At 46.7% G+C, this 23,896-nt stretch carries 24 protein-coding genes and 1 pseudogene; 18 read left to right on the top strand and 7 right to left on the bottom strand.

Features of this window, described 5'->3' with window-relative positions; translation table 11 throughout:
* The first annotated feature begins 15 nt into the window (after nucleotides 1-15).
* On the top strand, nucleotides 16-165 hold the full coding sequence (locus tag MCG46_RS18940; protein WP_240281364.1) for a hypothetical protein: 150 nt from the start codon (nucleotides 16-18) through the stop codon (nucleotides 163-165).
* A 35-nt stretch (nucleotides 166-200) separates the two neighbouring features.
* On the opposite strand, the pseudogene MCG46_RS18935 reads toward MCG46_RS18940, so the two are convergent.
* Nucleotides 201-413, bottom strand: a pseudogene (locus tag MCG46_RS18935) (UTRA domain-containing protein); the annotation flags it as partial.
* Between the two features lie 92 nt (nucleotides 414-505).
* On the opposite strand from MCG46_RS18935, the gene MCG46_RS18930 reads away from it, so the two are divergent.
* The gene (locus MCG46_RS18930) at nucleotides 506-1,450 is read left to right on the top strand and encodes a CPBP family intramembrane glutamic endopeptidase (RefSeq protein WP_240281362.1); all 945 of its coding nucleotides are present in this window, start codon (nucleotides 506-508) and stop codon (nucleotides 1,448-1,450) included.
* 122 nt (nucleotides 1,451-1,572) lie between these two features.
* Here the strand turns inward: MCG46_RS18930 and MCG46_RS18925 are convergent, their stop codons facing one another.
* A complete protein-coding gene (locus MCG46_RS18925) occupies nucleotides 1,573-2,178 on the bottom strand; it encodes a hypothetical protein (RefSeq protein ID WP_240281361.1) in 606 nt (201 codons plus the stop codon).
* A gap of 209 nt (nucleotides 2,179-2,387) precedes the next feature.
* Here MCG46_RS18925 and MCG46_RS18920 point away from each other — a divergent pair, with 209 nt between their 5' ends.
* The 3 genes from MCG46_RS18920 (at nucleotide 2,388) to pbp4b (ending at nucleotide 5,512) form a co-directional block, all read left to right on the top strand.
* Nucleotides 2,388-2,600, top strand: a complete 213-nt coding sequence (locus MCG46_RS18920) for a thermostable hemolysin delta-VPH (RefSeq protein ID WP_240281360.1) — start codon at nucleotides 2,388-2,390, stop codon at nucleotides 2,598-2,600.
* Nucleotides 2,601-2,656: 56 nt separating this feature from the next.
* On the top strand, nucleotides 2,657-3,316 hold the full coding sequence (locus MCG46_RS18915) for an HAD family hydrolase (RefSeq protein WP_240281359.1): 660 nt from the start codon (nucleotides 2,657-2,659) through the stop codon (nucleotides 3,314-3,316).
* Between the two features lie 243 nt (nucleotides 3,317-3,559).
* Entirely contained in the window at nucleotides 3,560-5,512 is a 1,953-nt protein-coding gene (gene pbp4b, locus MCG46_RS18910; RefSeq protein ID WP_240281358.1) for a penicillin binding protein PBP4B, read from the top strand.
* Between the two features lie 217 nt (nucleotides 5,513-5,729).
* Here the strand turns inward: pbp4b and MCG46_RS18905 are convergent, their stop codons facing one another.
* On the bottom strand, nucleotides 5,730-7,568 hold the full coding sequence (locus MCG46_RS18905) for an LTA synthase family protein (protein WP_240281357.1): 1,839 nt from the start codon (nucleotides 7,566-7,568) through the stop codon (nucleotides 5,730-5,732).
* 491 nt (nucleotides 7,569-8,059) lie between these two features.
* On the opposite strand from MCG46_RS18905, the gene MCG46_RS18900 reads away from it, so the two are divergent.
* From MCG46_RS18900 to MCG46_RS18855, 10 genes are all read left to right on the top strand, one after another.
* Nucleotides 8,060-9,418, top strand: a complete 1,359-nt coding sequence (locus MCG46_RS18900; RefSeq protein WP_240281356.1) for an MATE family efflux transporter — start codon at nucleotides 8,060-8,062, stop codon at nucleotides 9,416-9,418.
* A 135-nt stretch (nucleotides 9,419-9,553) separates the two neighbouring features.
* Nucleotides 9,554-10,255, top strand: coding sequence for a GntR family transcriptional regulator (locus tag MCG46_RS18895; RefSeq protein ID WP_020225839.1), 702 nt, complete (start codon nucleotides 9,554-9,556; stop codon nucleotides 10,253-10,255).
* 12 nt (nucleotides 10,256-10,267) lie between these two features.
* Nucleotides 10,268-11,002, top strand: a complete 735-nt coding sequence (locus MCG46_RS18890; protein WP_020225840.1) for a GntR family transcriptional regulator — start codon at nucleotides 10,268-10,270, stop codon at nucleotides 11,000-11,002.
* 209 nt (nucleotides 11,003-11,211) lie between these two features.
* A complete protein-coding gene (locus MCG46_RS18885) occupies nucleotides 11,212-11,631 on the top strand; it encodes a PTS sugar transporter subunit IIA (protein WP_240281355.1) in 420 nt (139 codons plus the stop codon).
* Nucleotides 11,632-11,646: 15 nt separating this feature from the next.
* A complete protein-coding gene (locus MCG46_RS18880) occupies nucleotides 11,647-12,114 on the top strand; it encodes a PTS sugar transporter subunit IIB (RefSeq protein ID WP_240281354.1) in 468 nt (155 codons plus the stop codon).
* Between the two features lie 13 nt (nucleotides 12,115-12,127).
* Entirely contained in the window at nucleotides 12,128-12,898 is a 771-nt protein-coding gene (locus MCG46_RS18875; protein WP_020225843.1) for a PTS mannose/fructose/sorbose/N-acetylgalactosamine transporter subunit IIC, read from the top strand.
* Nucleotides 12,888-13,718, top strand: coding sequence for a PTS system mannose/fructose/sorbose family transporter subunit IID (locus MCG46_RS18870; protein WP_020225844.1), 831 nt, complete (start codon nucleotides 12,888-12,890; stop codon nucleotides 13,716-13,718). The genes MCG46_RS18875 and MCG46_RS18870 overlap by 11 nt, the downstream gene beginning before the upstream one ends.
* A gap of 115 nt (nucleotides 13,719-13,833) precedes the next feature.
* Nucleotides 13,834-14,844 (top strand): SIS domain-containing protein, encoded by a 1,011-nt coding sequence (locus MCG46_RS18865; protein ID WP_240281353.1) that lies wholly within the window; start codon nucleotides 13,834-13,836, stop codon nucleotides 14,842-14,844.
* Nucleotides 14,834-15,502 carry an HAD family hydrolase gene (locus MCG46_RS18860; RefSeq protein ID WP_240281352.1) on the top strand — a complete coding sequence of 223 codons (669 nt, stop codon included), beginning with the start codon at nucleotides 14,834-14,836 and terminating at the stop codon, nucleotides 15,500-15,502. The genes MCG46_RS18865 and MCG46_RS18860 overlap by 11 nt, the downstream gene beginning before the upstream one ends.
* An 84-nt stretch (nucleotides 15,503-15,586) precedes the next feature.
* Nucleotides 15,587-16,684, top strand: a complete 1,098-nt coding sequence (locus MCG46_RS18855) for an SIS domain-containing protein (protein ID WP_240281351.1) — start codon at nucleotides 15,587-15,589, stop codon at nucleotides 16,682-16,684.
* A gap of 419 nt (nucleotides 16,685-17,103) precedes the next feature.
* Here MCG46_RS18855 and MCG46_RS18850 read toward each other — a convergent pair whose 3' ends face one another.
* The 4 genes from MCG46_RS18850 to MCG46_RS18840 form a co-directional block, all read right to left on the bottom strand.
* Nucleotides 17,104-18,414: an RNA-binding domain-containing protein gene (locus MCG46_RS18850; protein ID WP_240281350.1), complete on the bottom strand. Its 1,311-nt coding sequence runs from the start codon at nucleotides 18,412-18,414 to the stop codon at nucleotides 17,104-17,106.
* A gap of 344 nt (nucleotides 18,415-18,758) precedes the next feature.
* The gene (locus tag MCG46_RS19530; protein ID WP_275890989.1) at nucleotides 18,759-18,881 is read right to left on the bottom strand and encodes a hypothetical protein; all 123 of its coding nucleotides are present in this window, start codon (nucleotides 18,879-18,881) and stop codon (nucleotides 18,759-18,761) included.
* A 39-nt stretch (nucleotides 18,882-18,920) separates the two neighbouring features.
* Nucleotides 18,921-19,637 carry a DUF554 domain-containing protein gene (locus tag MCG46_RS18845; protein WP_240281349.1) on the bottom strand — a complete coding sequence of 239 codons (717 nt, stop codon included), beginning with the start codon at nucleotides 19,635-19,637 and terminating at the stop codon, nucleotides 18,921-18,923.
* 109 nt (nucleotides 19,638-19,746) lie between these two features.
* Nucleotides 19,747-20,766: an LCP family protein gene (locus MCG46_RS18840; RefSeq protein ID WP_240281348.1), complete on the bottom strand. Its 1,020-nt coding sequence runs from the start codon at nucleotides 20,764-20,766 to the stop codon at nucleotides 19,747-19,749.
* A 566-nt stretch (nucleotides 20,767-21,332) separates the two neighbouring features.
* Between MCG46_RS18840 and MCG46_RS18835 the strand changes: the two genes are divergently transcribed.
* Genes MCG46_RS18835 through MCG46_RS18825 form a run of 3 tightly spaced genes read left to right on the top strand, consistent with a single transcriptional unit; the run spans nucleotide 21,333 to nucleotide 23,826 of the window.
* Entirely contained in the window at nucleotides 21,333-21,875 is a 543-nt protein-coding gene (locus tag MCG46_RS18835) for an NUDIX domain-containing protein (RefSeq protein WP_240281347.1), read from the top strand.
* On the top strand, nucleotides 21,872-23,485 hold the full coding sequence (locus MCG46_RS18830) for a gamma-glutamyltransferase family protein (RefSeq protein ID WP_240281346.1): 1,614 nt from the start codon (nucleotides 21,872-21,874) through the stop codon (nucleotides 23,483-23,485). Before MCG46_RS18835 ends, MCG46_RS18830 begins: the two co-directional genes overlap by 4 nt.
* A gap of 2 nt (nucleotides 23,486-23,487) precedes the next feature.
* Nucleotides 23,488-23,826, top strand: coding sequence for a TfoX/Sxy family protein (locus MCG46_RS18825; RefSeq protein WP_240281345.1), 339 nt, complete (start codon nucleotides 23,488-23,490; stop codon nucleotides 23,824-23,826).
* Nucleotides 23,827-23,896: the final 70 nt, after the last annotated feature.

Below are 23,896 nucleotides of genomic sequence, written 5' to 3'. Positions count from 1 at the left end.
GAAAGAGAGATTCAAATGGCAAAACAGCTGGGGATGACACCCAAAAGTCTGATAAAGAATATTCCAACCCCCGCACAGATGTGGAAACTTCCTGTAAAAGAATGGATCCGTTCCCTCTACTTTGAGAAATTTGGCGGGGATGATAATGATATTCCGCATTTATAAAAGAGTAAAATAAAAATCGGACGAAAATCCGATTTTTATTTTCCCTGACGGTAACATTGATAACGGAAAGAATACTGATCCGCATGGTAATAAGTTTCAGTATATTCAAACGGTGTGTTGTCCGTAAGATAAGAAATATGCGTGCTTAGGACCACATCCCGTTTTTCGCTCATTTCCAGATGCTTTTGAATTTCCTTGTTTGGCATGACCACGCTGATCGTCGTATCATTGTAAGCCAGCTGCAGATTTAACTTTTCATAGAAAGTTTAATAAGATTTAAGAGTTGAACGAGTTCTTTCATGATATACTCCTATCATAAACCTGGGAAAGAAGGGGTATTATGTTTAGAAATAAAAATGGAGAACTCCGGGCTGGCTGGAAAATTGCAGGGATGCTGGGAGCAGTTTTCGGCAGCTTGTTTCTTTTGATTTTTGCGATACAATTTGGTTTTTCTTTTATTATGATTGCGACGGGGAATCTGAATGCATCAACCGGGATCGGAACGCCGTTGGCGTATCAGATTGCCGCAGTCATCAATGCATCCATGATGTTTATCCAAACTCTAGTGATGATTGGAATTCCCATCCTGCTCTGGCGGAAGGGACTGAAAAAAGATCTGCGTTCATTGGGACTGCCGGCTTTGACGAAGCACTGGCGTTCCATGGGGCTGGGATTGGCGATCGGCGCTGGTTCCATGACGTTGGTTTTCCTGCTGCTTCTGTTTACGGACAGCGCGCAGGTTTTAACCTGGACGCCGCAGTGGAGCTCTTCCTTTCTGGTGATGCTGGCGTTGTATATTCTTGTCGGATATTCTGAAGAAATCGTCTGCCGCGGCTATATTCAGGGCGTCATGAAGCAAACTCACAATCCGATCCTGATCTTACTGGTTCCATCCATCCTGTTCTCGCTGATGCACTCAGCCAATTCCGGGATGGGTCTGATTCCGTACTTGAATCTGTTCTTGATCGGTCTGTATCTCTCGCTGATCACGCTGAGCAGCGGTTCACTGTATCCGGCAATTGGCTATCACATCTTCTGGAATTTCTTTCAGGGTCCAGTCTATGGCTTCTCAGTCAGCGGCGGAATGGAAAGCGGCCTGCTGAGCACGTATATTAAAGGGAATTCCCTGCTTAACGGCGGAGCTTTTGGCCCGGAGGGCGGATTGATTGTTACAGCGGTTATCCTGTTGATGATCGGCGTCTGGTACTGGAAGAACCAAGCTCAGCTTCCAGTTTTGTGGAAGCAGCTGAAATCTGAAAATGTTGAAACAGCTTCAGAAGAATGAAAGACGATTTCCCCTCGAAGCTTGAGTGAAGCTGGAAGATCTGTATAAATAAAAAAACGCGTTGACTTCTCAAGTTACATCCGAGAAGAGCCAGCGCGTTTTTCATTTATTTTCCTGAAGAATTAAGCGGCGTTTTCCGCAAGCAGCCGGATTTCGCTTCGATATAAGAACAGGATGAAGACGGCAGTGATCACCAGGTTAAGCACGCTGCTGATCATAGAGAACACATTGACCATGTTGGACAGGGAAAGCACTAAAAATGAGAATAAGATATTCACGCCATAGCTGAGAATCATCAATTTCCAGGTTAAATCTCCATGCTTGATCAAGGCCGTTTCCTGCAGATCCGTTAATAGGTTGGTCGTTCCCTTGATAATGAAGAAGTTCTGGAGGAAACCGAAAACGGAGGCTATCGTGGACAGTGCTAACGCAACGATCATAAAGATATTTGCGGCATTCGCGTCGCCCGCCGCATACTGATTGGCGAAATAAACCGAAGCCATGGACAAAATCAAGCTGCAGCCCAGACTGCAGAGGACCATGATGAAGGCTCGGTTATACAAAACGTCAGCTTTCCGGGCTTTAACGATGCCAACTAGAATGGTGATGCCAGCAACCATACTGATCAGATTGCCGAGATTCGGAATGGAAACAAACAGGGCGATGACCTGACCGATGAAGATGAGTTTCAGCGCTTTGCCAGCTGTAAAATAGCGATTTTCTAACATGATGAAGACTGATAACTGCTGCTTTTGATTATGTCAGCCGTTACCTTTTCCTTTCTTCTCTGCCGGCTTTGTTTGCAGGGCAGAGGTTCATCGGGAATTTTATCACAGAAAATGAATTCGGACAAGGCGTGTGGACCCACAAGGCGCTGCAGTCTGCCGGATAAGCGGTAATTAAGCGGGTAAGCTAGCAGGGAAGGGAGGCTTGAGGGATGTATTTTAACTATCATGCCAAAGCGAGGCGGCTGATTCGCGAAGGTCACTGCACGCATTTTGAACTCGTTGAGCGATGGAACCAGATTGCTCCGGCACTGGTTCTGTATTTTGACAACGAGCCGCCGATGCCGATTCGGGAGGAACGCTGGGCTGATTATTTTGAATTGATCGATGAAATTCATAACAAGTCTGCCGATGAGGGGGAATAAGGCTTTACTACCGCTGCGAAATCCGCTAAACTAGAAGCGATTGAGAGGGTGATGATGTGACGCAGATACAGGCTGTGGTGTTTGATATGGATGGGGTTCTGATCGATTCAGAACAGTATTATCAGGATATGTTAATGAAATACTTCAGAGCGATGAAGGTGGATCTTCCGCCTCAGCGATTGAATTTATTAGTCGGAGCCAATGGGAAGATGAATTTGTGGCCTAAGATTCTGGAAGGAATTGAGCTGCCGCAGCCGTATGATGAATTCATGATCGGTCTGCGGGAATATCGTCATGCCCAAGGCATTGCGGATTATCGGCCCTTGTTGTTTCCCGGCGTGGAAGATACGCTGAAAACGCTCAAAGCCAGCGGTAAAAAGCTGGCACTGGCTTCCTCCAGTTCGTTTGCCTCGATTGAAAAAATGTTGTCGGATACCGGTCTTTATGCCTATTTTGAATTGGTGACTTCCGGCGGCATGTTCAAGGAATCCAAGCCGAATCCGGAAATTTATTTGTTTACTGCCGAGAAGCTGAAGCTGGACCCGCATCAATGCGTGGTTGTGGAGGACTCCCCGTATGGAATTCAGGCTGGTGTTTCGGCAGGCATGACCGTGATTGCCCGAAAGGATGAACGATTCCCGATGGATCAGTCCCGCGCCCATTATTTTGTAAAACAATTAACGGAAGTTCCGGCTATTGTAGCGCAGCTGGCATAAGTGAATGATGCCGGATTTCTGTAAAGATCGCAATGAAGGAAGAATTCATTCGTAAAATGAAATCCAAAACAGAAGAAAGGATCTGTTCTGATAAGCGGAAGCGGAACAGATTTTTATTTTGTGAAGAAACATTTTTGAAAGCGCTTCAATTTTCTTCTTGACTGGTCAGACCAGATTTTGTTATGATGGTGAAGTCGAAAGGAAGACAATGGAAAAAGAGTTCGACGAAGGAGAGGAAAAAGGATGAAAAAACTGATTTTGTTAGCCTTGGCCGCGGTGTTAGCCACCACTGCGGCGGGCTGCAGCGCAAACAATCCGCAGACTGCCGACCAGCCATCGGCGCCGACAACGGATTCGCGCAGCGTGACACTGAGCGAGGGTGTTAGTGTTAAGGGAGTTCAGGCAGATGTTACCTATCCGCTGGAAGGTTTGGATGACACCCTAGCGATGAACAACCTGACAACCGTAAAAACCTATGCGGGACAGGGAAAGGTTTCCGTTACGCCGGAAGGTGCGGAGAGCTTCGACCTGTTTATCAATGGGACGGCCATTGATCACAGTGAATTTGCCGGGAAGGCCTTCACGGTCGATTTTGCCGCGTTGGCAAGCAATGAAATCAACACGATTCAGGTCACCAACATTCTACCGGAAACTGCCAGCGTGAATATCAAGGTTGACTATCCGACCGTGCTGGAAGGAACACCGGAAGAAGTCGGTTTCAGCAGTGAAAAATTGGGCTTTATCGATGATCTGTTAAACAAAGAAGTCGAATATGGGTTCCCCGGCGGCCAGTTGGTCATCATTAAAGACGGGAAAATGATTAAGAATACAGCGTATGGCTTTGCCAATTCCTACAATCAGGATGGAACGCGGATGGACAATCCGGTGCCGTCGACAACAGAAACGCTGTATGACTTAGCTTCCAATACGAAGATGTATGCCACCAATTATGCGCTGCAGATGTTGGTCAGCGAAGGCAAAGTCAATATCACCGATACGATCCAGAGCTATTTCCCGGAATTCAAAGATCAGCCAGGGGCAGCGATTCAGGGAAAAAATACGATGACGATTCAGAATATTCTGGAACATCAGGCCGGTTTCCCTGCCGATCCGCAGTATCACAATGATACTTATGATAAAGATGACGGGATTGAAAATGGTGTCAATGATCTGTATTCTGTAGAAAAACAGACGACCCAAGACATGATTCTGAAAACACCGCTGCAGTATGAGCCAGGAAGCAAAACGGTGTATTCCGATGTCGACTACATGCTTTTGGGACTGATTGTCGAGCAGGTCAGCGGAATGGATCTTGACGTCTATGTTGAGGAAAATATCTACAAACCGCTGGGTCTTGATCACATTGTCTTCAATCCGCTGCAGAAGGGTTTTGACAAAGACCAGTGTGCTGCGACCGAGCTGAACGGCAATTCCCGTGACGGTGCGATTACCTTCACAGTGAATCGGACCGAAACCATTCAGGGTGAAGTTCACGATGAAAAGGCATTCTATTCCATGAACGGCGTATCCGGTCATGCCGGATTGTTTGCGGATGCCCAGGATCTGGCCCGGCTGGCTCAGGTGATGCTGAACCAGGGCGGATATGGCGATGTCAAGCTGTTCTCGAAGCAGACGATTGATCAGTTCACGAAACCGAAGTTCACAAGCCAAACATATGGCTTAGGCTGGCGGCGCATGGGCGATCATGGTTACAGCTGGTACTTTGGTCCGCAGGCCGGAGCTTCAACCTATGGTCATACCGGTTGGACGGGAACGCTGAGCTTGATCGACCCGGAAAATGATCTGATCGTGATCTGGCTGTCGAATAAGATTAACAGTCCGGTTGTTGATCCAGAAGTCAATCCGAATTATTTCTATGGCAACCACTTTATCGGCGGTACTTTAGGCGGTGTGGCAACTTTAGCCTACGATGCGCTGAATGCGACATCCATGGAGAGTACAGATTCTCTGTTGGCTCAGATGGTTGCGAACAAGCTGACGCTGATGGAAACGGATGAAGGCTATCAGAACGCAGCGGATGAACAATCGCTGCAGGCCTTGATGGATCTGTTAGTCAGCCGTGCGGAAAAGACCGGTTCGACTGCGGTGAAGAGCCAGGCTGAACGCTTAGTTGAAAAGCTGACGGATGAAGCCGCGAAAACCGCGCTGAATGAACGATTGGCTGCGGTAAAATAAGCTTTATCTTCCTAGGCTCTGCGCATTAGAAGGCAGTGTCCGCAAAGATTCTGCTTTCGTGAAGCGCTTCAAACAGAGAAGAAAAAATAAGAAAACACAAAAAGGAGCGGACAGAATTCGCTCCTTTCGTTCTTATCCAAAGAATCATCGGATCATTTTACCCTTAACGGTTATAAAAAGAAAACTCCTCAGGGTGAGGAGCTTTTCAGGCTTAGGATCAAGGCTGAGCTGCTGCTTCCGGATCCATTTCGGCTTGATCGTTAAAATAGGTGCCGAACAAACGCTCATACTGCAGTGTCTGATAATCCTGAATCATAGCGGTAAAATCCGTCGATTCCCAATGGCTGTACGCCTTCCCCTGCGTGTCCATATATCCCGCAAAGGTCAGGACTGGAAGGTCCTGCTGCAAAGATTGCAGATATTGGCCATATGAATCCGCTGGCAGACCGGCACAATTGAGCAGCAGCTGAGACAGGAAATTCAAGCTGGTTTCCGTTTTATCTAATTCCGGGAGCGGATAATTGGCCCAGAGGACAAACGGAACGCGATATTTATTCATATACTCTTCCATGCTCATGGCCTCGGTTCCAACGCCATAGGCTTTCTCCAGAAACTCCGGCTCCACTGATGGCTGATGATCGCCGAACATCAGGATCAGGACAGGTTCTTCTTGTTGGCTGAAGTAATCGGTCAGCCGCAAAAATTGTTCTTCTGTTTTGTTGATCAACGTCAGATATTGCTGCGCCATCGGGTATTTTTCCGGTTCGTCCAGCAGATCGACCGCCGCCGGATAGTCCTTCACCGTGTAAGCGCCGTGATTCTGTATCGTGACATTAAACAAAAACAACGGTTTCTCCGGATCGCGATGCTCATATTCCCAGATAATCTGATCAAAATCGGTTTCATCGCTGATATAGCCATGTTCCAGAGTCATCGGAACATCCAGTTCCTCCGCACTTTTGAAGGTATCAAAGCCTAACCGCGGATAAGCCTGATCCCGCTGCCAGGAGCTTCGCTCACCTGGGTGAAACGCGGCTGTTTGATAGCCGAGCTGTTTGAGATGGGCTGCCAGGGAAAACGAATCTTTCAGAATGTATTGTTGATAAGGAATGCTGCCGGAAGGAAGAAATGCCATCGAATTGCCGGTTAAGAATTCAAACTCACTGGCACTGGTTCCGGCACCGAAAACCGAGGCATAGGCATGGGAGAAAAGGGCGTTGTCGAGGTCGGAAAAACGGCTGATGACGCTTTGCGTGAGTTTCAGATTGCCGAATTCTTCAAAGTCAGCCCACGACTCGTTCATAATTGCGATAACATGGGGATTTTGCGGCAGCGATAGGACGGGTGTTTCAACCGTGACTTCGCTCAGGATCTGATCAAGCTTTTCCACAGAAGTATCGGCAGGGACATCAACATTCATAAATTCAGTATTTCTTAAAAAGGTTGCGAGAATCCCACTTTTCTGGTAAGCACCGCGCTGATCCCAAACATCAGTGCGGACGTTGAAGCGGGACAAATTGTGCGGTGAGATCAGTCCGGCACAAAGCAAAGCCAGGGCAAGGCAGGCCAGCCGAACAGGCAGCAGAAACCGCGGCGTGAGCGCAAACGGCAGTGTATCGCGGCGGTGCCGAAAAATGACCACGATCAGCATCCCCACCAACAGCAGGACAGCTAGGATCATGGGTAAAGTCGGCGTAAAATCATAGGTGGAAGAAACTGCCAGCGCCGTATTCAGGGCGGTCAGATCCCATGGCAAAACAGGCGTGCCGCGGAACACGGACACAAAATAATTAAGCGCGCCGAAAAGTGCGCAGCAAGTATGAACAATCAGACTGCAGGCCGCTGGTTTGCGGATCAGCGCGCAAAGCAGATAATAGACCGCCCCCACACAGAGGGCATTGGCAACAAAAGCCGAACCGGAAATCAGCCAGGGATCGCCGCAGTATACATACTGCATCAGAAAAACAGCTGAAAATGGCGAAGCCACCATCAAGAACAGCCGCAGGATCAGAGCCCTATGCTTTTTTATAAAGTCCAAGGATTGTTTCAAGGTCATCAACCCCTTCCTTATGTATTTTCACAATTTGAACATATTGGCTTATTTTAAACGAGTTAAAGCAAAAGATCAAGAATACAGGACTATTTCACTAAAAATTCCCACATTTTAAGATCCGTTGCAGCATCCCTCCTGCTCAGAAAAGAGGGAACTTGAGCCTGCTTTTTCAAAATTGAACCCAAGTTTTGGAGTTTTCGATCAGCCTGAAAAAGCGAGTCCGAAAGTTGTGTTTATTTTATATTTTCGAGAATTTTAACACGAATTGATTTGTGAAAAATAAGGGTTGAAATTCAGAAATTTTATTGCGGAAATGAATGGGGCAGTGCGTAGGCCGTCTTTCAAGACTGAAGGGACATAAGCGGATAGTGCATCAGGATTATCGCATCCACTTTCATTTTATCGAACCATTGGGCATGACCGGCAGCTTGCATTCGCCGCCGTTTCGCCTTACAATAACTCTCATAACCAGCTTGGATAAGGGGGAATTCAGGATGAAACGGGAAAACTGGGCATTTCTAAAACGGGTGATTTTGCTTTCGCTGCCGGTAATGATCCAGCAGCTGCTGACCAATATGCTGAACCTATGCGATACGATGATGATCGGCGGGATTGGTGAAAATGCGATCAGTGCGGTCGCCATCGTTAACAAGGTCTTTTTTGTTTATCAGTTGATTTTGTTTGGCTTAAGCAATGGAATTGGGATCTTTATTTCTCAATACATGGGAGCGCAGCAGGAGGATCAGATCACAGACTTGTATAATTTTGGTTTGATCCTGTGCTGTTTGATGGGAATTCTTGTCACGGTCATCCTCGTCGTTTTCCCGCAGCCGATCCTCGGCTTGTTCGTTCAAAATCCGGTTGTACTGGCGGATGCGGAGGCTTATCTGGGGGTATTGCTTTGGACGTTGCTGCCTTTTGCCTGCACCTCAATGATCAGCGTTGCCTGCCGGGTAATGGGAAGGCCGGCGATCCCGATGGTGTCCGGTGTGATTTCCTGCTGTGTCAATATCGTGCTGAATGCCGTCCTGATCTACGGCCTGTTCGGATTTCCTAAATGGGGAGTGATCGGCGCGGCCGTGGCAACGATGATCGCCCGGCTTTTGGAAGCCGCTTATCTGTTCTATGCTTCCCGCCGTTACCTGCCGGCGTTAAAGCTCAGACTGAAAAATAAACTGAGCGGTTCGATGCGCTGGACAGTCATCCGCAAGGCGCTGCCGTTAATGGGCAACGAGTTGATCTGGTCGCTGGGATTGAATATGATCTTTATCAATTACAGCTTTATTGCCGAACAATACATTCCGGCGATCACCGTTGTCGATAATATCAGCAATCTTGTTTATGTTGCCTTCAGCGGCTGTTCGGTCGCGGTCGGTGTGATTATCGGTCAGGCGCTGGGATCCGGAAAGCTGGAACAGGCGAAGCAGGACGCTAAAAAAATGATCGGGTTTGCGCTGACGGTTTATCTGGCCGGCGGTGTGATTCTGGTAGCGATTCATCGCTGGGCGCCGGTCTGGTTCTCGTTGAGTCCGTCGAATGTTTCGATGGCTGCGGCTTTGATTTTAGCTAAGGCCTTTCTGGCCTGGACGCAGGGATATGCCAATACGGTGTATTATATTCTGCGGGCGGGAGGCGATACCAAGTCCGTTTTGATTATCGACGGCCTATTTACCTGGTTTGGCCCGGTGCTGCTGAGCTTTCTGGTAGCGCGGGTGTTCAGGGTTTCCTTATTCCCGGCGTATTGTCTGGTCGAAGGTGCGGGTCTGATCAAGGTTTGTCTGGCTACCTGGTTTTTAAGAAAAGGAAACTGGCTGAAAAACCTGACAGAAGGCAAAGCAGAAGCCGTACAATAGAAAGAAACGAGAGGCAGAAGATCGGCAAAGCAGGAATATTTTTGGGACTGATCACGCATTTGTAGAAATTTGATCAAAGTCTGGTATAATAAACTTAAAAAATGGTAGTGAGCATTGAAAGCGCGGGTGAAGTGTATGAAAGGCATAACCTTAGATGTTTTGATTGCGGATGAGATCCGATCCCAGATTGAAAACGGACAATATCCGGAAGACAGCCGGCTCCCCTCGGAAAGAGAACTTTGCGACGAGTTTTCAGTCCAGCGGTTGACGGTACGTTCAAGTCTGCAGATTTTAAAATATGAAGGGTATATTTATTCTAAGAACCGCAGCGGTTATTATGTGGCCAAACGGCGGATTACTAAAAATCTCAAGGAATTCCGTTCGACAACGCATATTTTGGAATTGATGGGCAAGCCTTCCAGCATCACGCTGCTGCAGTTCGATAAGATTGAGGCGGATAAGAAATTGGCGGCACGGCTGGACATCCCAATCGCCACTCCGCTGTATAAGCTGAGCCGGCTGCGCAAACTGGAAGAAGAACCGATTTCAATCGAAATCAGCTATACCTTTGCCGAATATGTTCCGGGATTGGAAAAATTCGATTTCACTTCCCGTTCGCTGTATGCCATTTTGGAGAAAGAGTATCACATTGTCATGGATCGGGCTGAACAGGAAATCAGCGTTATTCATGCGAACGAAATGGAAAGCGAGCTGCTGAAAGTTGATCTAGGAGCTTCCTTGATCAAAGAGCATGGAATCGTTTATGATACGCAGAATCGCAAACTGGAATACAGCGAGAATATGATGCTGATGAATCGCTTTGTTTTCATTAAGTAGGGGGGAAGGACGATGAATTACAGACCGCCGATCTACATGCAGCTGCGCGACAGCATTATTAAAAAAATTGAAGACGGTGAATATCTGCCGAATGAAATGATTCCTTCTGAGCGGGAAATGGCCCAGCTGTACGACATCAATCGAATGACGGTGAAAAATGCCATTGAGGTGCTGGTCAGAGACGGCTATCTTTATCGAATCCAGGGCAAAGGGACGTTCGTCCGTGGCGAGAAGAATAAACTGTTGTTAGGAACCGCCGGCAGCGAGGCGAATTATGGGATCAGCGCCCGTGCAAAAAAAGTCGGAATGAAGGCTTCCAGCAAAGTTATTTTTCATGGCTTCGTCCAGGGCTATCCCACGATGAGTCAGCGTCTGCGGCTGGATGTTGCCGATCAGATCTTTGCCCTGCACCGCGTGCGGTATGGGGATGAGCAGCCGTTGGCTATTGAATATACCTATATTCCGGGAGCGCTCTTTGAGGATGCTGATCTCAATGATTATGCGCAGGTTTCGCTGTATGACTACATGAACAATAAAAACCATTTGCCGGTCGAATTCGGTCAGAAACTGATGGTGGTGGGGTGTCCGCAGCGGGAGGCAGGACAGCTGGAAATTGACCCAGGAACGGCTGTTTTCTGTTTTGAATACACCGGCCGTGACCGCAGCGGAAGGATCGTTGAATTTACCAGAACCTATATCCGAACGGATAAGACCAACTTCCGATTTAGTTCGTATCGTTCAGAATAAACAAGTTTATTGAATCGTGAAATATTCAAAAACCGCTTTATAGAAGGCGGTTTTTTTGCCGTTTAATAACAACCAAGAAACAGATCACATAAAAAATACTAAAGAAAACGCTTGCAAAGAACATTCTAATTGGTATAATAAATTCATAAAGTGGATTATAAAAAGAACCACTTAAACGCGCGGATGAAATCAAAAAAAGGAGGGTGATTGTGAGACAGATTTTATTAGCTTCTCATGCCGAACTGGCAAAGGGGATACTGAGTGCGGTCGAGCTGATCGCAGGAACTCAGCAGAACCTCAAAGTGTACAGCGCTTATACTGAGGCTGCGGATGTTCATTTTAAAGATCAGATGCTGCAGGACTTAAACAAGATGGACCCGGAGGATGAGGTCATTCTTGTAACGGATTTGTTTGGCGGAAGCGTAAACAATGAATTGCTGGAACTGACGAAACGGCCGCGTACCCATCTGGTGACCGGCATGAATTTACTCTTGGCGCTCAGTCTGATTTTGGGCTCAGCCGAAGAATCGACAGAAGATTTGATACGGCGGTGCGTTGAGGAAGCTCGTCAGGGAATTCTTTACTGCAACGATCCATTACCCGAAGCTCAGGATACCGATGAATTTTAAGAAGGAGAGGATGAAATGATCAAGTTACTGCGTGTTGATCACCGTTTGCTTCATGGTCAGGTTGCGTTTTCCTGGACGTCGCATTTGTCCGCGGACTGTATTTTATTAGCCAGCGATTCCTTGCTCCAGGATGAACTGCGGCTGACTTCGGTCAAAATTGCCCGTCCTCCGGGAGTCAAGCTGGTGGTGAAGAATATTGCTGATTCCATTCGGGCAATCCAATCCGGGGTGACAGACAAATATAAACTGTTCATCGTCACGGATACGATTGCGGACGCGGTTAAAATTGCGGAAGCTGCAGATCTTAAGCTGATCAATCTGGGCGGAACGAAATCAGCGCCGGAGAAGAAAAAACTATCAAAAGCAATTTATGTCACGGAACAGGAAGAAGCGCTGCTGCGCCAGTGTCTTCAGAAAAATATTGAACTGCGGATTCAGATGATTCCATCTGAAAAGAAAATAAACGCACAGACCATTCTGTAAGAAGGGAGAATGTATGCTGATAACACAGACTTTACTGATCACACTGATCACTCTGCTGGCCCGCTGCCACACTATGTTTGGCACCAGCCTGATCAACCGTCCGATTGTCTTGGGAATGCTGACAGGCTGGATCATGGGCGATCTGACACAAGGAATCATCATCGGCGGCGCTTTGGAACTAGCGTTTGTCGGTGCAGTTTCCATCGGCGCGTATATTCCGCCGGATATGATTTCCGGAACAATTTTGGGCACCGCTTTTGCGATTAAAGCCGGGGCTGGCGCGGAAACCGCTTTGGCCTTAGGTTATCCGATAGCGACGCTGATGCTGGCTATCAATTCATTAGGAACGCCAATCGGCCTGTATCTGATGCATAAATGTGATAAATATGCAGAGAAAGGCGATTCCAAGAAGTTTGAAAGAATGTATTGGATTACCGGTTTTGCATCGAAGATTTTATTCCTTCCCATTGTACCGCTGGCCTTCTACTTCGGCTCCGATGCCGTAACCGCGGCGCTCAATCACATTCCGGAATTTGTTCAGACCGGCATCAATATTTCCGGCGGCCTGATTCCAGCGTTAGGCTTTGCGATGCTGGCTCAGATGATTATGAATCAGCGCGTTGCCGTCTTCTTCTTCATGGGATTCTTCGTTGTCCAGTATTTTGGAATTTCAACGACAGGCTGTGCAATCTTCGCCGTGATCTTAGCAATCGTTCTTGTTCAAATTGAAGCGAAAACTGAAAAAAAACAGGTTCAGCAGGAGGTGGAACTCGATGACTTCTAAACCGTTGGTAACTCAGGAAACCAAAATAACGAAGAAAGACTTGATGAAGGTCTTCTGGCGTTCAATTCCGATGGAATTCACCTGGAACTATGAACGTCAGATGCATTTAGGCTACTGTTATGCCCTGCTTCCGGTATTGAAAAAATTATACAAAGAAGAAGACCTGTCCGACGCCATGGTTCGGCACATGGAATTCTACAATACAACTCCGTTCATCATCACGCTTCCGTTAGGGATCAGCGCGGCGATGGAAGAACTGAACGCAAAGAATCCGGAAACGTTCGACAAAACTTCGGTTTCTACCGTGAAGACCGCATTAATGGGACCGCTGGCTGGAATCGGCGACAGCTTCTTCTGGGGAACGCTGCGGATTCTGGCAACCGGCGTGGGAACTTCACTTGCTTTGCAGGGGAATATTCTCGGTCCGATCCTGTATTTACTGATCTTCAATGTTCCGCACTTTGTTCTGCGTTATCTCTGCACGTTCTGGGGTTATAACCTGGGAACTGATTTCCTGCAGAAAGTAGAAAAATCCGGAGCGATGCAGCTTCTGACTTACGGAGCTTCGATTGTCGGTTTGATCGTTGCCGGAGCTATGACGGCAGAAATGGTGTATGTAACCCTGAACATCACAGTCGGCGTGGGGGAAACCGCAACCGCATTGCAGGGTATCTTAGACGGAATCGTACCGGGCTTAGTACCGATGTGCTTGTTTGGCATCGTTTACTGGCTATTGAAAAAGGGCGTGAAGCCGCTGCCGATGACGTTCCTTTTAATGGGTGTGGGAATTGTCGGCGCCTTCTTTGGATTCTTGGCGTAAGCAGAAAGACGGGAAAGCAGATCCAACTTCAATAAAAAATCGGAAAGGCCTAAAAGACGGGAAAGACCGATGATGATCAAGATCGTGAAAAAACATGGAAGGAGAAAGCAAAAAGATGAACATGTTAAAATTTGAAAAGGATGAATATCTCAAGATGGGGGCGATGGTCGTTTCCAAGCGTGAAGAACTGGAAGCGATCGCCGCTGAGCTGCACCAGCGGGGCTATACAAATTTATTTTTGACAGGTGTCGGGGGCACGACTGCGGAATTCACTTCGATGAAGAAAGTTGTTGAAAATCATTCTTCAATTCCAGTATATTGCGTGAATGCCGCAGAGCTGATGCTGGAAGGTCATAAGCAGCTGACGAGCAATTCGATTGTTATTACCGGAAGTAAATCAGGAGATACGAAGGAAACTGTCGCTGTAGTCAAGTGGTGCAAAGAACGCGGAATTGAAACCGTAGCGATCACTAAGGCGGAAACACCGCTGGCAGAATGTGCTGATCATGTCTGTCTGATTGATTCCAGCGGAGTTGAAAACACGTATCTGAGCTTCTATTATATTTTGTTAAAGTTGGCGGAGCTGCGCGGAGAGTTTCCGGATTATCCACAATTCGTTCAGGAAATGGAACATGTCCATGAGGGCTTAATTCAGGTTAAGGAAAAATTTGAACCGGAGGCTGCCAAAATTGCCAAGCAGTACCACAAAGAGGACTATCAGATGTGGGTTGGTTCAGGAACAATTTGGGGTGATGTCTACATGTTTACGATGTGCATCCTGGAAGAGATGCAGTGGAAACGGACCAAAGCCGTTTCCTCACCGGAATTCTTCCATGGTTCCCTGGAATTAGTGGATGAAGATACGTTAGTAATCTTAGTCAAAGGCGTTGACGCCTGCCGCCCACTGGATGATCGGGTTGAAAAGTTCTTGAATCAATATGCGGAAAAGAAGGTTGTCATTGATTTAGCGGACTATCTGATTCCGGGTGTTGATGAAAAGTTTGCGGATATTTGCAGCCCAATGGTTTTTGAAACGATCACAACCGGCCGTTTAGCTGCCCATTGGGAACATCATACAGGTCATTCCTTGGCTTTCCGCCGTTACTACAGGCAGTTTGATTATTAAGCAAATGTCAGCTGTGATCTTTGATATGGACGGTGTGCTGGTTGACAGTGAACCGGTCTATATGAGGCGTTTCCTGCAGTTTATGCAGGCGCATCAAATTGCGCTGGAGGATGAAAGTTATCGAAAGACGGTCGGATGGTCATCCCGCATGACCTGGCAGTGGGCGCTTTCTTACTGGCCGGAAGCCATCTCGATGACCCAGCTGCAGGAGCTTTACCGGGCATATTGGAAAGAGCGGCCGGTTCGCTATGATGAAGTGCTGGATCAGGACGCCCTCCCCGTGCTGAACCAGTTGAGAAGGGAAGGGGTCAGGACAGCGCTGGCTTCTTCTTCCCCGCGTTCTGCGATAGATCAGATGCTGAGTCAGTGCGGCCTCACGGCTTATTTCGATGTCATTGTTTCCGGAGAACAATTCGTTAAAAGCAAACCTGATCCGGAAATTTATCGCTATACGGCAATTCAGTTAGGACTTCCCTGCAGCCGATGTCTGGCTGTTGAAGATTCCACGGTGGGCATTGCCGCTGCCGCTGCAGCCGGCATGTACGTTCTGGCAAAACAGGATCGCCGATTCGGATTTGATCAGAGTCAGGCCCAGCAGTCAATCCAGCGATTGTGCGAAATATTGGATGTGATGAAAGCGAAGGAAATCCATATTTGATTTCTTTCGCTGTTTCACTTTCTATATTCAGCCCTGAATCGCAAACAAAAAACAAAGTTCAATTCTATTCAGGAGGAGAATCTGATGAAACCCACAATGCAGACTTATATTCTTTCCAGCAATGCCGTTCTGGTTCAGAATTTTAGAAATCGAAGAACTCTGACCGAAGTCATAATTCAGGCATACAACAAAGCGCCGCAGGGGGAGATCTTATTGATTGCCTCCGGATCTTCCTATAACGGCTGCGTCTGTGCCCGGCGCTGGATGGAAAAGATATCAGGGCAAAGCGTCCGTGTGATCACGCCCTTTACCTTTGTTCATTATGAAAACTCGCTCGACGGTATTGGGTTCTGCGCTGTTTTGTCGCAGAGCGGATGCAGCACCAATGCGATTGAATCGTTACGAACGATCAAAGCCGCAGGCCGGCTTGCTATTGGAATCACGGGCAATCTCAACAGTGATTTTAAACAGGAAGCCGATGTCGTGATCGACTGGGGCGTTGGCGAAGAAAAAGTGGGCTATGTTACTCAAGGCGTTGTGACGTTGATTTTATTTTTATGGTTGTTTGCTTTGCGGATTGCCCAGGAAAAGCAGCGCATTTCAATGCAGCAATTGAAGGAAGCGGAGAAGGCGTTAGAGGAAGCGATTCAGATCCATGGAGAAGCAGTAAAACAGAGCGAAGTCTGGGTAAAACGTAATTATGCGATGATCACGTCGATGCGTCAGGTTTATGTGATAGGCGCCGGAGCTTGTTATGGTGCGGCGCTGGAAGGCGCGCTGAAGATTGGGGAAACCGTCGGCATTCCAACCTGCGCCTACGAAAGTGAGGAATATCTGCATGGCCCTAACCTGCAGTTAACCCCGGAATACACTGTGTTTGTCCTCAATCCCGGCGATGAAACTGCAGATCGGATTAACGCCATTGCCGAAGCGACGCGCCAGGTTACAGAACGGACAGTTCTTGTAACTGTGACGGCTTCCGATTCACTGCCAACTACTTTTTCATTAAACCGGCAGCTTGAGGAAGCTTTAACACCGTTGGTCTTCCTGCCTTTATTTCAATGGATTGCCTGGCAAGTTGCCGAAGATTTACAGCGGTGGAACAAACATCCGCTTTTTGCCCGCTTTAAGCAAAAGATTGCCTATAAGACGGAAAGTTATTACCAGAAGCCCTTGCGGTAAGAAAGCTTTATCACCGAAAAAAAAGCTATAACACTTTTGTTCCTGAGAATGTGTTGTAGCTTTTTTAGTAGTTAGTAGTTAGAGACTTAAATGTTCAGCTGCTGCAACAATTGTGCGTAGTTTTTTTCTTGGCCAAATAAGGCGGAAGTGCCTAAAACGTAACTGTTTATCTTTAGCCGGCTGTATTCTAGAATTCGTGTTTTACTGCAGCCTCCATCAAGAATCAATTCAAAAGGGTACTTTTTTTGTAATTTTTTATTTGAAAAATAGGTACTTTAAATCTGCGAAAATACAGACTGAAAGCACCTCTGTTATGGAGTGCTAAAATTATCGGCTACCCAAAACTTAGAAAGAGCCGATATTTTCTGATGGGAGTTGTTTTTATCCTTGTTATTGCATGCCAGCATTCGATAAATAGATCACTTTTTTGAATTGTTTTCTAAAACATATTTAGTCGATCTGGCATTTCCTAGCACACGAATTTTATTTTTAGCAATTAATGAATTTAAAAGTTTTCGAGCAGGGAAAGCTGAGCAATTTAATAGTTTTTCTACATCAGAGCGAGAGATTTCTCTTTTCTGTGCTAATAAATTTAATACTTTGCTTTCTGAAGCAGATAAATCAGTATCTGGGAGTATATCGGCGTAATTCATATTAGGAAGGACTGTGATAAATGAGGAAGGTCCGGGTATAAATTCTGGATGAAGTGATGTCTCCTGATAGCTTTCCAAAATTCTTTGAATTCCTGTGCCGAAGCTCTCAACTAATCTCAAACGATAAAATACTTGAGCCAAAAGCATATTCCGGGACTGTGAGACACCGCGCAGAATATCAGTAGTTGAAAGCCCCTTAACTAAACCGCCCAAGGAAACAAATTCAATACGATCTGTAAAAATATTGATGATGGTACTGCCTGAATAATTATAATCACGATGGATCAATGTATTCAGTAAAGCTTCACGCAAAGCATACTCAGGATAATCAAATGATTCTATTCTCTCTAATCCAACAAAGTCAGCATGAACATTATTAAAGACAGTAATATACTCATAAGCTTCTTCCAGTTGCTTTAATAGTGATCCATTAAACTCTTTCCGAGTTTTAAATAATGTTTTTCCCGTTCCTTCAAATACTGCACATTTAACTGTATGCTCGCACTGGTCGGATAGGAGCAAGGCGGTATTTGTGTAATAACCGTCTGCATCAATAAGACCTAATGATCTTTGATTCTCTGATTTAAAGGCAACACTTCGCTTGATAAAATAAGCTTCGGCATAATGAAAGGTTAAATCTTGATTTAAAGATCTCATTTTGTCAAAGGTTAATCCATCACTTTGACGGATTAAGTCACGAATCATTTCTTCACTGGCTGGAATAGAAGTTACACCATGGCGGACATAAACGCCGCTAGGTTTTAATCCTTTTTCTGTCAAATGATAGGGTGGTTTTCCACCACGAGAAATTTGGACATGAATCAAGTCTTTTCCGTCAATTCGAAGCGTATCAATAGTTGTATAAGGAATCAGATCTGGATGGATACCATCGTGGATCATACAGCTGATTCGTTCCATTTCTTTCTCTGCGTTTTCAACGCCCACGATCTTTCCTAGTTTATTAACACCAACATAAATTTCTCCTCCATCCGTGTTGGCAAATGCAATAATCTCTTTTTTAAAATCACTGTTGATCAACTCTTTAAGTTCTAATTTACTACTTTCAATAAAATCCATAACGATCCCTCCGTTGTAATCAACTGTATTTTATCGCAATTGTATAAAAAAAACAATCGCGATAATATCGCGATAATCGTCATAAAAAGAAATATTATCGTGATTTATAATGATAGGCAAAGGATTTTCTATAAAATATCATCATGAAGACTGAATAGTTGAGAAGCCAATAAATAAAAAGTTGTTTTACTTGGGATCGTTAGGAAATTCTTATAGGGTTAATAAAGTGCTTTCTGAATACAGATTGGACAGCCAGACATGATCATCTGAATGATCGGAACTTGATTGAACGTTACTTGAACCAGAGAATGATAAGCATAGACCGTATCCTTTATTGGCATAATTTATTTTGTCAGTTTGCCGCTGCCGGTGACGCTGATCAGTTTAGCACTTCGCAAAGAAGGCATACCGCTCAGATCCAATTCGAAGTCCGATACCTGAACGGATTGGCAAATGGGGAAAAGCATAAACAACTGCTCCTTTCTTCCTGAAATTTGTCAGAAAACTTAAAACCACGGCGTCAGAATTGCCGCGATGATCAAAGCGGGAAGCAAATTGGCGACGTTGATTTTGGTGTTGAACATCAGATTGACACCGACACAAAAGATCAGCATTGAACCGATCATGGCAATATTGGCGATCATGGGCTCGCTCAGCAGCGGGGCAATGAACTGAGCCAGCAGCGTAATGGATCCCTGAAACAAAACCAACGGAATGACAGAAAAGATCGCCCCTTTGCCCAAAGCGGATGTAAAAATCATAATGATTAAAAAGTCCAGCACCGCCTTGGTGATTAACAAAGAAGGATCTGCGGATAATCCATCCTGCAGCGCTCCGACAATCGCCATCGCCCCAATACAGATCGTTAAGGACGCTGTTATAAAACCTTCTAAAAAGCATGTATCCTGTACACTTCCGGTCTTCTTTTTCAGCCACTGTCCCAGCTGTTCAAAGCGCTTTTCCAGGTTGATTCCTTCGCCCAACAGCGCGCCGGCAGCCAGAGACAGCACCGCCAGCATCGTCCCTTCAGCGCTGACCGTTTCGCCATGAAGGATCAGCATTTTCTCCAGCGTCCCGGCAATGCCGATGAAGATTGTGGATAAACCCAACGCCTGCATCAGCGTATCTTGAAAACGCTGCGGCAACCCTTTTCGAAAGATCAGCCCTAAAACTCCGCCGCCGATCACCGCTGCCGCATTAATCAAAGTTCCGATACCCGGCATGAAAATTCCTTCTCTCTGTTTCTTTTTCAGTTTTTTCCAATAAGCAGAATCAAAAAAGCAATTTATAGATCCTTATAAATATCAGTGAATATGATTTCCAGCAGTCAGCCTATTTCTTAAATTCTCCATAGGTTTTATAGGTTTTTTTCTCATTGTCGATCACGGTCTGACTTGGCTCATACTCGTCATTGCCATAGATGTTGGCGTGCAGGTGACGAACCATATCGCTGTAGCTGCGCACCAGATAACCGCCCAATCCCGGACATCGCATGATGTCGTCATATTCACCGCTGGGTTCCTTATAAGTTTCAATGTGGCTGAGATCAAAACTCAGCAGGGAAATCAGATAATCTTTGATTTCCGTATTGGTGCAGTTCGTAGTCACTGAAGGCAGCATCGTATTGACAATTTCCATCAGCTCCAGAATATTTTTATGCTTCAGTTTGGCGATGATCGCGTTGATGACGTTGTTCTGCCGGTCCATCCGGACAAAGTCGCTGTCAATGTAACGCTGCCGGCAGTATAACATAGCATCATAGCCATTCAAGGTGTTGCTTCCGGTATGCACGCTGTTTTTAGTGTTTCCCCGCAGCGCTCCGACTTCCTTTGCGGTCAGCTCAATATCGACCCCGCCGATCAGGTCGACAAGCTTTTCCACAGCGCTGAAGCTGAAGGTTACATACTGCGTAATATCCAGATCCAGATTGTAGTTCAGTGTTTGCACCGCCAGGGTAGGACCGCCGAACCAATACGCCCAGTTGAAATGTCCGTATTTCTGATGATCTCCAGGAATCCACACAACCACGTCGCGCTCCACCGAGGTAATTTTGATCTTCTTGTTGTCAAAATCCAGAGAAATGATTTTCATCGCGTCGCTGCGGTCTTCATCGGTTCCCGTCGGTCCCTGGCTGTTGTCTGCTCCAAACAACGCAATGTTGACAATGTTCTGTTCCTTTACCGCTTCGCTGACTTCCGGTGCGATGGCCGCGTCCTCGCTTGCGATTTTTTCACCATGCTCGATTTGGTTCAGCATGGAATCCATTGCCCAGTTGGCCGCCGCATAAGTACAGCCGGCAATGGCGGACAGTACAGCGATGATGATTAACCCTATTCTTACTCCTTTTTTCATTGGATTCACCTCAGTATGATTTCAGATTCAATTGAAATTACGATCGTTTTAATTATACCAGACAAGCAGAAAAGCGAAACCACAAAACAAAAAAAGACTCGGTGAGAAGACGGATCAGCCAGCACATCATTTTGACTTCCGTTATTGCTTCTTGCAAAATAATGCGGAGAAAGAGAAGACTAGGAGAAGCTCAGTGCTTTATTCCCTTTCACAAGCTGAACAACAGCTAGAAAGAAAGTCCGCAAGCGCAAGCTCATCAATGAGAAAGAACACAGAAAAAGATTTAAGCTCATAAAAAACCGAATTCACTCCCGAATTGAGAGACTTTGTCACCGCAGGGTTACCTTGGCCCTAGGTTCAGCTGATCAAATGAGAAGAAGAATAATCGACTTTCTTGGAACTTCCTATGCTAAATGTTTCATTAGGATTTAAGAAGTCTAGGATTTTGATTAAAATAAAGGAAGCTGATTTTGAACTTGATTTTTCTTCGAAATCTCTCTATAACTAAATCAGAGTCTGAAAATGAAATAGAATCAACAGAATTAAAAAGAAACGAGGGGGAGAAGATGGAACTCATAGAACAAACAAAATCACAGAAGCGTGTGTTTACGGGCCGCTTAATCCATGTCCGGCATGATGAAGTCAGACTGCCGGACGGAACAGAAACAATCCGTGAGGTGGTTGAGCATCCCGGCGGAGTGGCGATCGCGGCACTGACGGATCAGAATGAACTGCTGCTTGTCGATCAGTTTCGTTATGCTCAACAGCGAATCATGCGCGAGGTTCCGGCTGGGAAGCGGGAAGCAGGCGAGGAACCGTTAATTACGGCCAAACGGGAACTGCAGGAGGAAACCGGCTACACCGCTGAAACTTTCCAGTTTATTGGGGAGATGGTTCCTACCGGGGCCTACCTGGAAGAAACCATCCAAATGTATTGGGCCAAAGGACTAACCTTTGTCGGCACGCATTTAGATGAAGATGAATTTCTCAACTGCGTCAAGGTCCCTCTGGATGAGGTAGTCGAGCAGGTCATGCGGGGCGAAATCATCGATGGCAAGACAATCGCTATGACTTTGAAAATCAAAGCTTTACTGGAGGAAAATCAATGATGAATTTTGACTGTTATCACCAACCGTTTCCATCGAATCGTTATCCGGTCATGGCCCGCAAAGGCATGGTCTGCACAGGATCATCTCTAGCCAGTGCAGCCGGTCTGGAAATATTAAGACAAGGTGGGAATGCGATCGATGCCGCGGTGGCCACAGCGGCGGCGCTGACGGTGGTGGAACCCACGGCCAATGGTTTAGGCAGCGATGCCTTTGCGATTGTCTGGCATAAAAATGAATTAGTAGGCCTGAATTCTTCCGGCTTTGCCCCGCAGGCGATTTCCGCGGAAAAACTCAAAGCTCAGGGAATGACGAATATGCCGACATTCGGCTGGACGCCGGTTACCGTTCCCGGCGCGGTGAAAGCATGGAAAAGTCTGAACGAGCGTTTCGGAAGGCTGACTTTAGCTCAATGCTTAGCGCCGGCTATTCGCTATGCTGAGGAAGGCTATCCCTGCCCACCGACGCTGGCGCATTACTGGCAGGCCGCTTTTCGGAAATATCAAAAAGAATTTGCGGGCAAGCCAGAATTCGACGAATGGTTCAAAACGTTTGCCCCTCACGGAAAGGCTCCGCAGCCGGGTGAAGTCATCACATTAAAAAATCACGCGGAAACATTAAAGGAAATTGGCAGGACGCAGGCTGACAGTTTTTACAAGGGACCGCTTGCCGATCAGATTGACGCCTGCAGCCGCAAATTCGGCGGATATCTGCGCAAAGCGGATCTGGAAGCTTTTGAAAACGAATGGGTGAATCCAATCCGTTTGAATTACCGCGGCTATGAAATCTGTGAAATTCCGCCGAATGGTCAGGGGATTGTCGCGCTGATGGCCCTGAATATTTTAAAAGAGTTCCAGTTTGCGGAGAAGCTGCATGTTGAAACGGTGCACCGTCAGCTGGAAGCGATGAAAATGGCTTTTAAGGACGGCTTGTTCTATATTACAGATCCGAAAGCGATGAAGGTGAAAACAGAGCAGCTGTTGGATCCTCAGCTGGGACGGCTGCGGGCTGCTCAGATCAGTGAGCAGGCGCAGGATCCGCAGGTCAGCGAACTGCCGCAGAGCGGAACCGTCTATTTATGCACCGCGGATGAAGAAGGCAACATGGTGTCATACATTCAAAGTAATTATATGGGCTTTGGCAGCGGGATCGTTGTGGAAGGCACAGGCATTTCCCTGCAGAACCGCGGTCATGATTTCTCATTGGATGAACAACATGCGAATTGCCTGGAACCACGCAAGCGAACCTACCATACCATCATCCCGGGCTTTATCATGCACCAGGGCAAGGCTGTTGGTCCTTTCGGCGTGATGGGTGGATATATGCAGCCGCAGGGCCATGTTCAGGTGGCGATGAATCTGATTGATTTTCATCTCAACCCGCAGATGGCGCTGGATGCACCACGCTGGCTGTGGGAGCGGGACAATCGTATTTTTGTGGAACCGCATTTCCCGACAGCCCTGGCAAAGGCCCTGCAGCAGCGCGGACATCGGATTGAAGTCTGCTTAGATCCGGGTGTTTTCGGCCGCGGACAAATGATTCTCAGAATGGAGAACGGCACGTTGATTGGCGGAACGGAATCCCGGACCGACAGCAACATCGCCTGTTATTAACGATGGCATCGACACTGGAATTTGTCACATATGTGACGGATCAGCTGGCTTTAGCCGGTACCATTACGTGGAAACGCATGTTCGGAGAATATGGTCTGTATTGCGATCAGGTGTTTTTCGGCGTGATCTGCGATGATCAGCTGTTTATCAAAATCACACCGCCGGTCGCAGAAAGGATGCCGGATTGTCCGAAAGCACCGCCTTATGCGGGAGCGAAGGAAAGCTTTTTGATCGAAGATCTGGATAATCGGAAACAACTGGCGGAGATTGTCAGGATGACCTGTGAAGCACTGCCCAAGCCCAAACCTCGGCGTCCCAAGACAACGAAAAGTAAAGACTAAAAAACTGGATCCGGCGATCCAGTTTTTTTGCGGTTTTTGAGTGACGAATTACAGTAGGATCATTTCCTGC

The sequence above is a fragment of the Holdemania massiliensis genome, assembly GCF_022440805.1.
Taxonomy (GTDB): domain Bacteria; phylum Bacillota_I; class Bacilli_A; order Erysipelotrichales; family Erysipelotrichaceae; genus Holdemania; species Holdemania massiliensis_A.
Note: the sequence above shows the minus strand (reverse complement) of the source record. Positions and strands in the feature narration are given on the sequence as shown.